7 protein-coding genes and 1 riboswitch are annotated in these 14,286 nt (G+C 47.4%); of the genes, 3 read left to right on the top strand and 4 right to left on the bottom strand.

Going from position 1 to position 14,286, the window contains the following annotated elements; all coding sequences use genetic code 11:
• Window positions 1-34: 34 nt before the first annotated feature.
• Window positions 35-2,728 (bottom strand): ABC transporter permease, encoded by a 2,694-nt coding sequence (locus JM642_RS16790; protein ID WP_203432195.1) that lies wholly within the window; start codon window positions 2,726-2,728, stop codon window positions 35-37.
• A 1-nt stretch (window position 2,729) separates the two neighbouring features.
• Window positions 2,730-3,401: an ABC transporter ATP-binding protein gene (locus JM642_RS16785; protein WP_037429713.1), complete on the bottom strand. Its 672-nt coding sequence runs from the start codon at window positions 3,399-3,401 to the stop codon at window positions 2,730-2,732.
• A 378-nt stretch (window positions 3,402-3,779) separates the two neighbouring features.
• Window positions 3,780-3,902: riboswitch (glycine riboswitch) on the top strand.
• A 153-nt stretch (window positions 3,903-4,055) separates the two neighbouring features.
• On the opposite strand from JM642_RS16785, the gene JM642_RS16780 reads away from it, so the two are divergent.
• The 3 genes from JM642_RS16780 (at window position 4,056) to JM642_RS16770 (ending at window position 11,905) form a co-directional block, all read left to right on the top strand.
• Entirely contained in the window at window positions 4,056-5,414 is a 1,359-nt protein-coding gene (locus JM642_RS16780) for a sodium:alanine symporter family protein (protein WP_069453509.1), read from the top strand.
• Window positions 5,415-5,542: 128 nt separating this feature from the next.
• Complete coding sequence (locus JM642_RS16775; protein WP_203432194.1) at window positions 5,543-10,828, top strand: PAS domain S-box protein; 5,286 nt, start codon at window positions 5,543-5,545, stop codon at window positions 10,826-10,828.
• 60 nt (window positions 10,829-10,888) lie between these two features.
• Window positions 10,889-11,905, top strand: a complete 1,017-nt coding sequence (locus JM642_RS16770) for a two-component system response regulator (RefSeq protein ID WP_037414530.1) — start codon at window positions 10,889-10,891, stop codon at window positions 11,903-11,905.
• A 55-nt stretch (window positions 11,906-11,960) separates the two neighbouring features.
• On the opposite strand, the gene ygfZ is transcribed toward JM642_RS16770, so the two are convergent.
• Entirely contained in the window at window positions 11,961-12,914 is a 954-nt protein-coding gene (ygfZ, locus tag JM642_RS16765; protein ID WP_203432193.1) for a tRNA-modifying protein YgfZ, read from the bottom strand.
• A gap of 135 nt (window positions 12,915-13,049) precedes the next feature.
• On the bottom strand, window positions 13,050-14,279 hold the full coding sequence (serA, locus tag JM642_RS16760) for a phosphoglycerate dehydrogenase (RefSeq protein ID WP_047539679.1): 1,230 nt from the start codon (window positions 14,277-14,279) through the stop codon (window positions 13,050-13,052).
• Between the last annotated feature and the right edge of the window lie 7 nt (window positions 14,280-14,286).

Below are 14,286 nucleotides of genomic sequence, written 5' to 3'. Positions count from 1 at the left end.
ACTTTCAATTGGGTAATGGTATATGGACGACTGTTCATAGGGTTTCCTGCTGCAAACTGGCGATTAGCGGCCTGCGGGTTTGCCAGTAAAGCGGTAAGAGCACGGCTAAGGTACAAGTCACCAGTGCGATGAGGATGGCTTTGGCATAAGCAAACCAGTCCCAGATCATTTGGATGGTCCAACCAAAGGCTTGCAGGGTGATTTTATCGATTAATAAATACCCCAGCAGAGCGCCCGTAGGCATCGCAATCAGGCAAGTGATTACTACAACCAGTAGCATTTGGCTAAATACCATAGTACGCAGTTTGCTGCGACTCACCCCAAGGGAATAAAGCCGTGCCAGTGGTGCTTGCCGTGCTTGGGTTAACATTAAGCAGGCGCTAAATAGCCCAATGGCGGCCACCAGCAAGGTTAAACTATTGAGCACTAACGTGATTGAAAAAGTGCGTTTAAACATGGCAATGGCTTGGGCCTTTATGTTGGCTTGGCTATAAATTTGTGCCTGAGCCAACTCTAGCGCTGTGGCGAGCTGCATTTGCAGTTCATCCAGTTCGGCCTCGCTGCGCTTGCCGTTCGTGGGTATTGGTTGCGTTAGCACTGATGAGGATGATTTATCAGCTTGTTCCAGAGGATGAAAACTGGCCGCAAGGCTGATGGGTAACAGTGGCAGTTGTGCCTGTTGCCACAGTTGATGGCTAATAATGAGCTCATTGCGGGTATTACCATGGTCGTAATAAATTCCTGCGATAACCACTTGGTTATTGGTGGTTTTATCGAGCACGTTTAAAGTGACTTTATCGCCCAGCATCAACTGATACTTAATCGCCATTGGCTCACTCACCAAGACAAATTGTCCGCCAAAATAGTGTTGCCATAGGTCAGGTAAACTGTCTTTGAGTGTACTTGTGTACTTTATCGATTCATCATCACGGCTGATAATATTCACAGGGATCGTTTGAGCTGTTGGACCTTGGGTCGATATCTCGCCATCGACTTGCCATTGTTGATATAAGCCGCTGACACGAGGATCTTGGCTTAATTTATCCCGTACATCAGCCATACGGTTAGCACTGGGGCGTAGGTATAAATCGGCATGTAAGCGGGTTTCTAACCAACTTCTTAGGGTTTGCTCAAAGCTGCCCACTAGGGTATTCATCGCCACATTTGCGCTTAATGCCAGCAAAATGGCCATCATCGCAAGGGAAAGTGGCGCGATAAGCTCGCGGGTTTCGGCGAGCAAATAGTGCTTAAGCCCTGGGCGAGTGAAGGGGAGCAGTAAGCTTACTCCCCAATGCAATACTTGGGGCAACAGCAGAGGAATCGCGACCGTCACTATACCTAGTAATATCAAACTGGTGTTGTAACTTTGGCTGAAGGGAAACAGTATCGCCGCGAGTACGAGTAACCCACAGGCTAAGATAAATTGCCGCTGGTGGGTTTGGTTGTGGGCCTTAGTTTGCTGATAACGGTTAGCGCCTTGGGCAAGGGATTGGCGCGTAAGATCAAAATACAAGGGCATGCAAGCAGCAAGCGCTGCAACTAAGGTGAGCGCGATCGCCTGTGCTAACCAATGCCATTGCCAAATGCCCGGCAGCAAGTGAGCACCATAGAGTTGCTCTAGCGTCATAGCAACCATAGGTTGTAGCCAATGGCTGAGTTGTAAACCTAAGATAAACCCGATTACCGAGCCTAAGATAACCAAAAATAGTAATTCGGCGAGCAGGGCAAGCATCACGTCGAGTCGTTCTAGCCCCTGTTGCAGCAGTTGAATCAGCAGACGTTGGCGTTTCATCAGGCTGTAACGCACGCCGTTATAGGCAATAAATAGCCCAACTACAAAGGCTAACATACTCATTGCATTGAGATTTAAATGAAAACTGCGGGTAAGCGCCATTAAGGCTTGCCCTTGATCTTGCTGACTGTAGCTGGCGAGATCTGGGGTGATACCTAAGGTGTCGAGCCGTTGTTTTAACGCGACTAGTTTATCCCTATCGCTAAATAGGGCGATATAACTGAGTTTGCCCTGCATGCCAAGTAAGTTTTGGGCGAGGGAAATATCGGTCAAGATGGCGCTGCCAAGTCCCCAACTATCATCGACACGGATCACTTTTAGGGTCGATGGTGTTATGGATTGGGCTAGGCTGAGCTGGCCATTGGGCGCGATTTTGCTGGCTAGACTGTCACTCATCACCACCACGGGCTCACCGCTTATTAGGTCGGCAAGGGGCAGATCTCCCATTGAGACAGTAGAATTAGCCGTTGCCTTGTTATTTGAGGACGGTGAAGCGTTTTTTGAGGTTAACGTGGCAGTCAATGCCGCGACAATATCGCTGCCTTCAATTTGCCAATACTGGCCGTTTTGGCCAGCAACTCTGCCACTGACTACCGCAAGACTTTGGCTAATCCCAGCCTGCCTTAAACTGAAATACACCGATTCATCGAGATTATCTTGGCCAACGGGTGAGGTCAGCAGTACATCGGCCCGCTGACTTAATAGCTCTGTGGCTTCGCTATAGCTACGAATCGCATTATCGTTGGTGGCTTTTACCCCGATGAGCAGCGTCACGGCGAGGGCGATTCCGAGTAAAATCGCCCCAGCCTGCAATGGCGCGTGGCGATAATGGGCTAAAAATACCTTGAGTACCCAAGTGATACGCAGCCATTGTCCACTCTTGCTTAAGTGGTGGTATGGATTGGCTTTATGTTCTAGCTGTGTGTTATTCATCATGCTAGCCGGAGATCGACACTGCGGCGTGGGACAGATGCCAGCGTTTGTTCATAAAGGCGGCGCACTCTTCGCTGTGGGTGACCATCAAAATGCTGGTTTGGCTCTCTTTGGCGAGTTCGCATAGCAGTGACATCACCTGTTTACCAGATTCGTCATCTAAGTTACCCGTGGGTTCGTCGGCCAGCAGTAAACTCGGATTGTGGGCTAATGCCCTGGCTATCGCGACCCGCTGTTGTTGTCCGCCGGAAAGCGCTTCAACCTGCCGGTTTAACAATGCCGCTAACCCGAGTTTTTCCACCAAATAATCGCACCAAGGATTCCAGCTATCACCGTTAAGGTGCAGGGAAAAGCCGATATTATTTTTAACATTCAGCGGAGTGAGTAAATTAAATTGCTGGAATACCACGCCTAAATGGGTACGCCTAAACTCACTCCATTGCTTATCTTGCCACTTGGTGGTGGATTGATGATTCAACACAATCTGGCCACTGTCTGCCGTTTCAAATCCCGCAATCAGATTCAGTAAAGTGCTTTTGCCGCTGCCACTTGGGCCGGTGAGTGCGATAGTCTCCCCTTGATGCAAAGTTAAATCGACCGCTTGCAGTACAGTGTGGCGCTGCTCGCCGTCGCGAAAACTTTTACTTACTTGGATAAGCTTGGCGACTTCTTTCATCTATCTCTTCCAATTGGGATTTTACCAACCTAGGCATTAGGCTAAAGATAAAGCATTTTACAATCCTATAGATACCGATATTTAGGCAAGTTAGATCAATTCACATCGATTAAGACTTAGGATTGAGTCTGTTTGAATTTTCTGCGATTAACGGCTTGGCTCTCATTTCTGTGAGCAAATGGGCTTGAGCTATTGTGGTGTTTGTTGCATGCTGTGCGCCCTGTTAAAACGATAGCTGGCTATCGTTTTAACAATCCGTTCGGATGAAGGTAGCAGGAGAGTGGGGAATTAACCCCACACCGACGAGGCAACTTTGTTGTTGGAAGCATTCCATAAACAAAGCACTCTTTCAGGTGCCGTAAGGCGTGGACTGTTACTGGACGAGCCTCTGGAGAGACTACCGATTGCATTAACTTGCAATAATAGGTGGCGCCGAAGGCGAAAGTGTCGCAGTGTTTTAAGCGACGCGAAACGCTCAGGCAAAAGGACAGAGGAGAGGATGACTGCACAGTCCCTGTCGTTTGTCTTTGTGGACTATTTTCCTGCCGTTATTGGCTGGGAAGATGGTATTTCTTTAGGCTGGCAGCGATGTGTCACAGCCATTTCTTTTCCTCCTCCTTTATTAATTTAGTTGTTTAATAATTGAGGAATATCATGAGTTTTGAAGCCTTACTCAGCAGCCTAAATGGTATTGTCTGGGGTCCTATCACACTTTGTTTGTTAGTTGGCACAGGGATTTATCTCACTGCGCGACTAAAGCTTATCCAAGTGTTTCGTCTGCCAATGGCGCTTAGCCTATTGTTCAAACCCGCTAAGGGGCATGGTGATCTATCGTCCTTCGCCGCGCTTTGTACTGCATTGTCTGCAACCATAGGTACGGGCAATATTGTTGGGGTCGCAACGGCGATTAAGATGGGCGGTCCTGGTGCGTTATTTTGGATGTGGCTTGCCGCCTTTTTTGGCATGGCGACTAAGTATGCCGAGTGTATGTTGGCGGTAAAATACCGCACTACGGATGCGCGTGGACAGATTGCCGGTGGCCCGATGTATTACATCGAGCGTGGCCTCGGTTTGCGTTGGATGGCGAAGTTATTTGCACTGTTTGGCGTGGGGGTTGCATTTTTCGGCATTGGGACTTTTGCTCAAGTGAATGCGATAAGTGATGCCTTAACTATCGCCTTTGATGTACCAACATGGGCGACCGCGCTGGTGCTAACCCTGCTGGTGGCGGCTGTCACCTTAGGTGGTGTCAAACGTATCTCCAACGTGGCGCAAAAGTTAGTACCGGCGATGTCAATTGGTTATGTGTTGGCCTGTGTGTGGATTTTAGTGGTTTTTGCCGATGCTATTCTACCCGCGTTGCAATTAGTGGTGGCGTCGGCCTTTACCCCAGTATCGGCTGCGGGGGGATTTTTAGGGGCGACCGTGGCGCAAGCGATTCAAATGGGGATTGCCCGCGGGGTATTTTCTAATGAGTCAGGCTTAGGTAGTGCGCCCATTGCTGCGGCTGCGGCAAAAACCAATGAACCCGTCGAGCAGGGTTTAGTGAGTATGACGGGCACCTTTTTCGATACTATTATCATCTGCACTATGACGGGATTAGTGCTCATCATCACTGGGGTATGGAGCGGTGACACTGCGGGCGCGGCCATGACCAGTGCGGCGTTTAGCTTAGGCGGATCGGCTGCCATCGGCCAGTATTTAGTCACTATCGCCTTGGTCTGCTTTGCGTTTACGACCATTTTAGGCTGGCATTACTATGGTGAACGTTGCTGGTACTACTTAGTGGGCGAGCGCGGGCTGCGTGCCTATCAAATCTTGTTTTTAGGCCTGATTGCTGGTGGGGCTTTTATCAAGTTGGATGTGATTTGGTTACTGGCTGATACGGTAAACGGCTTAATGGCCATACCTAATTTGATTGCGATTATTGGATTGCGGCACATTATCATTGCTGAAACGCAAAGCTATTTTGTTCGAACATTCGCTAACCGTACGCTAAACCCTGTTTATTAATGTTGTGAAAACAATATATTAGTTCACATTATTTTAACTTTGAGATTGTCGCCACAGCGTTCTTCGTTTACTTTATAAGAGCTACCCCAAAAAGGGGGGACTTAAAACGGGGGCTTTGAGGCGACGCCATGGATAAAAGTAAACTTCGTACTTTCCGCAGCAAAATTTTATCCCATATTGCGCTGCCTTTGATTCTTATCATGGCGGCCGTTTATGGGATTACTTCATGGTTTAATTATCTTTCCCTTGAAAAGCGGCTTTACGATCATTTAGCTCAACAGTCGGCACATTCAGCCTCTCGATTGCAATTATTACTCGAACACGCTCAAACAAATACTCAAGGGCTTGCTGATTTTATTGGTTTTTTGGCTGACAAGAATGATATTAACGATTCTGATAAGCTGCAAAAAGTCTTAACTAATCGCCTCGAACGTAACCCCGATTTTTATGGTTCTGCCGTTGCTTTTAAACCGGGCACTTTTCTCAATAAAAAACTTTTTTCTCCCTATGTATACCGCAGTGGTAATAGTTTCCATTATTTAGATATTGGCGCCGAGGGGTACGATTATACCGATGGGACTTGGGATTGGTGGACGCAAGCCATCAATAAAGTCGAAGGTTATTGGTCAAAAGCCTATTTCGACGAGGGTGCTGGTAATACTTTAATGATTACTTATGCGGTTCCTTTTGGAGTGCAGCCGAACTATTTTGGGGTTACAACCGTTGATTTGGCCTTAGATAGATTACCTGAGCAACTAGGGATAGCCCCTAATCGGCTGATGATATTAGATGAGCAAGGTCGGCTTATCTTTCATGGGGATAAAGAAAAGGTTTTAGCCACATCAGTCTCGGAATGGCTGGATAAAGGAAATCACAAAAATAATGCCTTTGGCGCTTTGCTGGAAGATGGGCTGACTGGGCAAGCCAGTTTTGTTGATGATACTGGTACAGTTTATCTTGCCAGCATTGCAGAAGTGGCAAAGTTAAAATGGCACGTGGTTGTTATGGTACCACAGCAGGAGTTATTTACCTCGCTACTGGACGATATTTCCTCAGTTGTCCTCAACTTAAGTTTATTAACCTTACTGCTGTTATTGACCTGCTATATCGCCGCTAAACGGTTAACTCGTCCACTGGAAACCCTTGAATCCGGCATTTTGGCTTTCGGTCAAGGTAAAACACAGCAGTTGGTTATCCCTAAAGGGGCGATTAGCGAGATAGTGACCTTAAGTGAAACCTTTAACAAAATGGCAGATCTGCTTGCTCAGCGTGAGCAAGCTATTTTAGATTCCCGCGGTAACCGCTTCGCTCGCCTGATCGACGGTATGAGCGATAAATCCTTTTACTGCTCACTTGATCCTGACGGACAACTTGCACAGGTCAGTGAAGGGGTGACCAAAGTATTGGGCATACCGCCCGAATTACTTAAGCGCAAATATCAAAGATTGTTTTCGGCCAACCCCCTTAATGAGAAAAACTGGGAATACACCGATCTGGCACTCAAAGGGCAGAACGTCCCTTCACATCAAGTTGAACTCATCGATTCAAAAGGTCAGTCAAGGCGGCTCGATGTTTTTATGCAGCCTTTAGTGTCAGATACTGGCGAGTTAATGTCGGTGGAGATGCTATTTACCGATGTGACAGAACAATTTTCCGCCGCAGCTTGGTCTAGCGCGGTACTTGAGGCCGCACCTGAGGCCATGTTGATTGTCGATCAAAGTGGCCAAATAGTATTTAGCAATAGTCGCTGTCAGCAGCTGTTTGGTTATGACGCAAAAGCTATGTTGGGATTACAAATTGAAGCTTTGCTACCCGAAGATTTAAGGAGTCCCCATGCCAAAGAAAGATTACAGTTTCTACGTGAGGGGCGTGATAGGCCGATGGCAAATGCACGCCATGTGCGGGCACTTAAGTCTGATGGGGATGAGTTTGTTGCCGAAATCGCCTTAAGTATTTTACCGAGTGATTTTGATGGTCGTCGCCAAGTGGCCGCATCGATCCGTGATATGACCCAAAAAATAGCGGTTGAACAAAAAATCCGTGATAGTGAAGTTCGCTTCCGTGGTTTGGTGACTAATATTCCTGGGGCTGTCTACCGCACTCGCATCGGCGAGGAGTGGGTGATGGAATATGTCAGTGACAATATTGCCGATATTACCGGTTATGCCGCGAGCCAGTTTATTGAGAATCGTCAACGCAGCTTTGCTTCATTGATTTTGGAAGAAGATCGCGAGCTGTGTCATCAGCATATTGATAGAGCCCTCGCGCAGCAGGAAACCTTTGAGGTGGAATATCGTATTCGCCACCGTGACGGTAGCATCCGTTGGGTGCATGAAAAGGGCAAGGCGAGTTATACCGAAGAGGGTTTTCCCCTATGGTTTGACGGCAGTATTGACGATATAACCAAGAGTAAGTTAGCCATCGTCGAGCTTGAAGCTTCACGGCTGCAATTAACCAATATCACTGAGTCCATTCCTTGTACTGTGTATCAATTGCGCTGGGTTTCTCCTAGCGATCGCCGTTTTACCTTCCTTTCTGGCGCAGCATTTCACATGTTGGGCTTACACCGCGAAGATTTACTCAGTAACTTTAATATTATTGCTGAGCGGATTTTTGATGAGGAACGACCAGAAGTTATACGCGCGCTTGAGGGAATGAGTGACGATAAATTAAGCTGGATCCGCGAGTTCCGCTATCGTCATCCTAATGGTGGCATTCGCTGGATGGAAGCCGGAGCCAGTGGTCATTATGCCGATGATGGCGCCATTATCTGGAATGGCTATGTGATGGATGTGACTGAACGCAAGTCTATTGAAGAAGAACTTGCGGTCAGTGAGGCGCACTTTAAGGCCTTATTTGATGGCGCAACCATTGGTATCGTGAATGTCGATATCAAAGGACTTATCCTCGATTGTAATGATCAATTCTGTGAGGATATGGGGCTGAGCCGTAATGAATTACGTAGTACGCCTATTTTTGATGTCTTGAGTGCACAGGATAAAGAAGTTGCAAAAGCGCAGTTTAAGGAACTTGTAGAAGGTAAAGTTGATCACTATCGAGGGGAAAGAAGCTTTATTCGTCCCTCCGGTGAGCATTTATGGATGACAGTCAACGTTTCAAGCTTATTGGACAGCCAGAACCAATTTGAGTCAGCTGTGGTAAGCATGGTCGATATGACTGAGTTAAAACTGCTTTCAGAACAATTGCTTGTTGCCAAGGAAGAGGCTGATGCCGCCAGTAAGGCAAAAGGCGACTTCCTCGCGAATATGTCCCATGAAATCCGCACGCCAATGAATGCCATTATCGGGATGTCGCAACTTTGCTTACAGACTGATCTAGACAAAAAACAGAAAAATTATCTCGAAAAAATTGAGCGCGCATCGCAATCTTTATTATCAATCATTAACGATATCCTTGATTTTTCTAAGATTGAAGCTGGCAAGCTTGATATCGAAAATGTGCCTTTTCAACTCGATACCATGCTTGAAGATTTGAGCGATATCTTTTCCGAAAGGGCGGCTCAAAAGCAGATTGAATTGCTGTTTGCTGTCGCACCCAATGTTCCACGTTATCTGCTTGGCGATCCGTTGCGGTTGGGGCAAGTGCTGATCAACCTAATGAATAATGCGATCAAATTTACCGAAAGAGGAGAGGTATTACTGTCCCTCAGCTTGGTCGAGCAGCAAAACGATGATGTCATATTACGTTGTAGTGTGCGTGACAGTGGCATTGGGTTAACCCATGAACAACAAGCCAAACTGTTTAAGTCGTTTACGCAAGCAGACACGTCTACTACCCGTAAATATGGTGGTACAGGATTAGGGCTGGCGATTTGTAAACAGCTGGTTGAATTAATGGGGGGAAGTATCGGGGTCGAAAGCCAGCAAGGCCATGGCAGTACTTTCTTTTTTACCGTTAAATTGCGCATCTCCAGTGGACAAAAGCTCATCGTAGGTCAAGAGCTTGAAGGTATGCCTGTATTAGTTGCCGACGACAATGCCACCGCAAGGGACATTATGCGAACCACTCTAGAGAGCATGGGCTTTCAAGTGGATACTGTGCGTTCTGGCGACGAGGCGGTGATGCGGTGCAGCCAGCAGGATTATGCTGTGGCATTGATTGATTGGAAAATGCCACATCTTGATGGGCTCGAAACCGCAAAACAAATCCTGCAACGGGCAAAAAAAGCGCCGCGGATCTTGATGGTATCAGCCCATGCGAATCAAGATTTCTTGACCCAAATCGAGCAACTTGGGTTAGCGGGCTACATCAGCAAACCTATCAGCGCATCAAGATTGCTTGATGGCATTATGAACGCACTTGGTCGCGCAGGGTTCCTACCCGTCAGGCGCCATCAAGACAGTATTGCGCCTGAGTTATTATTGCCCCTTAAAGGTAAGCGTATTCTGTTAGTCGAAGATAACGAAATGAACCTTGAGGTGGCGACCGAATTTTTAGAGCAAGTGGGGATTATTTTATCCATTGCCACCAACGGCCAAATTGCGTTGGATAAGTTAGCTCAGCAGAGCTTTGATTTGGTATTGATGGATTGTCAAATGCCAGTGATGGATGGTTATCAGGCAACAAAAGCACTGAGACAAAGGCCCGAGTTAGCACAATTACCTGTGATAGCAATGACCGCCAATGCCATGGCTGGCGACAAGGAAATGTGTTTAAGAGCGGGAATGAATGATCATATCGCCAAGCCGATAGAGGTTAACTTACTGTATCAAACCCTCCTAAAATATTTAGGTGCACCGTTACCGCCTCAAGAGCTTATTAATGATTCACCCAAGCCTGTGAATATTGATGTTGATTCTGTCGTGAAATGGCCTGAACACCCAGAGCTTGATGTTGATAGAGGCTTGCAGTTAGTGCAAAACTCCACGCGCCTTTACCAAAGGATCTTTGATCGTTTTGTGACTAGTCAACGTAATGTTGTGGAGCAAATCAACAAGGCCGTTGCCAGCAATAAACGTGAGGATGCGGTGCGAATGGCCCATACGCTTAAGGGACTTGCGGGCAATTTAAGTTCCACAACGCTTGCGGAATTGGCTCGGCAATTGGAACTTCACTTAAGTGAAAATACTGAGTTCCAAGCGGAGTTGGACCAAATCCAAACGTTAGTGGCATCGATTTGCCAAGCAATTGAAAAAGTTAAACCTGAGTTTGAAGAATCTAGTGGGCCGACGGCGGAGCATTTACCACCAGAAGCCCTCATTGAGGCCTTAACGCGATTACGCCAAAGTTTAGAAGAAGCGGATTCCGATGCTGTCGCCCAAATGGATGCACTTAAACCGCAAGTGAGCGCGCAGTTATGGCAGCAGTTGAGTCCAGCGCTAACGATGATTAATCAATATCAATTCGATGAGGCCGTCGAGTTGATTGATGAAGTACTTGTAGACTTAAAGTAAAACGGTCAATTATGCGCAGTATTGATCATTGATAAAGCCACTGGAAAGGTGAATGTGTTGATGGATAAGGCAACAATATTAGTCGTCGATGATACTCCAGAAAATATTGATATTTTGGTGGGCATACTCGGTGATGACTATAAGGTCAAAGTCGCGATTGATGGACCAAGGGCGCTAGCCCTTGTAGCCAAAACACTGCCTGATTTAATTTTACTCGACGTCATGATGCCCGGCATGAATGGTTATGAAGTCTGTAAGCAGCTTAAACAGGAGCCCTTAACTTGTCACATACCTGTGATTTTTGTGACGGCATTATCTGAGGTTGCCGATGAAGCACAGGGCTTTGCCTTAGGTGCGGTTGATTACATTACCAAACCAGTCAGCGCTCCCGTGGTGAAGGCGCGAGTCAAAACTCATCTCGCGCTGTACGATCAAAAACGCTTGCTAGAGCAACAAGTTAAAGAACGTACCCAAGAGTTAGAAGAAACCCGCTTTGAAATCATTCGCCGTTTAGGTCGCGCCGCCGAATACAAAGACAACGAAACGGGTCTGCACGTTGTGCGTATGAGCCATTATGCGCGGCTGCTCGCTATCAAACTAGGTTTACCGAGTACTTTCTGTGAGTTGTTGTATAACGCAGCGCCTATGCATGACATTGGCAAAATCGGCACGCCCGATGCGGTACTGAAAAAGCCGGGTAAGCTCGATGCCGAAGAGTGGAAAATCATGCAGCAACATGCCGCCATTGGTGCTGAGATCATTGGTGAGCATGGCGACCCACTGCTGCAAATGGCGCGGCGTATCGCCTTAACCCATCATGAGAAATGGGATGGTTCGGGTTATCCTAATGGCTTGTCTGGGGAAAATATTCCGATTGAAGGCCGTATTGTGGCGATAGCGGACGTCTTTGACGCGCTGACTTCGCGGCGCCCTTACAAGGAGCCTTGGACAATAGAGGCCACGCTCGAGTTACTCGAAAGCCAAGCAGGGCAACATTTTGACCCTAAGCTGGTGGCCGAATTTAAGCAAATTTTGCCCGAAGTGGTGGCGATTCGAGATACTTATTTCGAACATTAAAACAGAAAGGCGCCTAGGGCGCCTTTTTCAATACGATTCGCTTATCAGCGAGAAACTAGTCTTCGAGCGAGTAGGGCAATGCTTGAATACGTAAGCTAGATTGCTCGTCATCAGCGAAACGCAGTTTGGCGTCACTCTCGGTATCGTTGGCGAGCACGGCGCTGAGCAGCACTTGATTACCACGTTGAACAAATTCAATGATTTGTCCACCCTTGCGATAACCGTCTTCCAATTCTATCTCGATACCAGTTTCCAAATTGATATTTAAGGAAGTGGTGCCTTGAAGAATATAGAGCGCACGCTTGTTACCACCACGGTATTTCATCCGAGCCACAGTTTCTTGACCCATGTAGCAGCCTTTGTTAAAGCTGATCCCGTTGATAGCCTGTAGGTTACACATCTGCGGTACGTACTGATTAGCATGGCTTGGCGCTAGATTGGGATAACCCGCAGCAATTTCTAATGCTTGCCAAGCGCTGGCATCAAATACTGTATGCTCGGCAATGAGGGCACTTGCGGCTTGTGGTTGTAGAACCAATATAAATCGATCCGCATCTTTTAAAATGGCGCCATGCTCGATGAGAGTGAGTTCCTGAGTGACTTCACCGTAGTGTTGGTTGACAAATTGTTTAGCCTGTTCACCCGCCACACCGAGTAATGTCCACTCATCAGAGGCATTGGTCAGGGTCGCCTTACTAAATACCGCATATTTTTGCAGTTGTGGCAGATCCACTGCAATAGTGTCCTTTGGCATCAACATCAACAGCGCATCTTGGATGGCAAAGGTGCGGAAGCTAGCCAGCATCTTTCCCTTAGGATCACAATGTGCGCCCCAGCGCCATTGGTTGGCTTCGAGTGAGCTGATATCTGTGGTCACTTGGCCATGGATAAAACTGCGGCCCTGTTCGCCAACCACTTTGATAAGGCCTAGGTGGGATAAGTTGGCGAGCATAAGTGGAGGCGTGGAGGCGTCCAGATCCCAATTGGGTGTCGAAACTGCAATAGTCATAGCGAGATCCTGAAAATGAAGGCGATGCAAGAGGCTTGATTGTAGCGGAATTCCTCTGGCCTCAAAAGCATAAGGCGCACATATCTTAAATGAAATGTGCGCCTTAGATGGGGGCAAACCTAAGCGGTTTAGGCTTTAGAACAACACGCGAGTACGCAGTGTGCCTTCAATGGCTTTAAGCTCAACCAAGGCTTCTTCTGCTTGGTGAGTGTCGACTTCCATTACCACATAACCGATTTCTGCCGTGGTTTGCAGATACTGAGCGGCAATGTTAATGCCCTTTTCAGAGAAGGCTTTGTTGATTTTGATCAGCACGCCAGGACGGTTTTGGTGGATATGCAGTAGGCGTGAGGTACCTTTATGCATTGGCAGAGACACTTCAGGGAAGTTAACCGCAGATACGGTTGAACCGTTATCTGAGTATTTGGCTAATTTGCCTGCCACTTCGATACCGATATTTTCCTGTGCTTCGGCGGTGCTACCACCCACATGTGGCGTGAGTAGCACATTATCTAAACCGCGTAGTGGACTGATAAATTCATCATCATTCGATTGTGGCTCAATGGGGAAAACGTCAATCGCCGCGCCTGCAAGGTGACGCTCTTTGAGTGCCACCGTGAGCGCATCGATATCGACCACAGTACCGCGGGAAGCGTTGATAAAGATGCTGCCTTTACGCATAGCGGCGAATTCGGCAGTACTTATCATGTCTTTGGTTTGCGGCGTTTCAGGCACGTGCAAGCTCACTACATCGGACTGTGCCAGCAATTGCTCCATTGAATGGATTTGCTGGGCATTACCCAATGGCAATTTGTCTTCGATATCGAAGAACACCACACGCATGCCTAAGGTTTCTGCCAGGATCCCCAGCTGAGTTCCAATATGGCCATAGCCTATCACGCCTAAAGTTTTGCCACGGACTTCGTAACTGCCTGCGGCAGTTTTCATCCAACCACCACGATGGGCGATAGCGTTACGTTCAGGAATACCGCGCATCAGCATAATAATTTCGCCTAATACCAGTTCAGCTACGCTGCGGGTATTAGAGAATGGTGCGTTAAAAACGGGGATACCGAGTAATTCGGCGGTCGCTAGATCCACTTGGTTAGTGCCGATACAGAAACAACCAATCGCAATTAATTTTTCGGCACGTTTTAATACATCGGCGGTGAGTTGGGTACGGGAACGAATACCAACAAAATGAGCATCTTTGATGGATTCATGCAGGGCTTCATCACCTAACGAGGCTTTGTGATACTCAATGTTGGTGTATCCCGCGCGTTCAAACACATCTACCGCAGATTGGTGGACGCCTTCCAACAACAGGATTTTGATCTTATCCTTGTCAAGCGAATGTTTCGCCATGATATGG

Source organism: Shewanella sp. LZH-2 (assembly GCF_016859145.1).
In the GTDB taxonomy this organism is placed as follows: Bacteria; Pseudomonadota; Gammaproteobacteria; order Enterobacterales; family Shewanellaceae; genus Shewanella; species Shewanella xiamenensis.
This window is presented reverse-complemented; position numbering and strand designations above follow the sequence as displayed.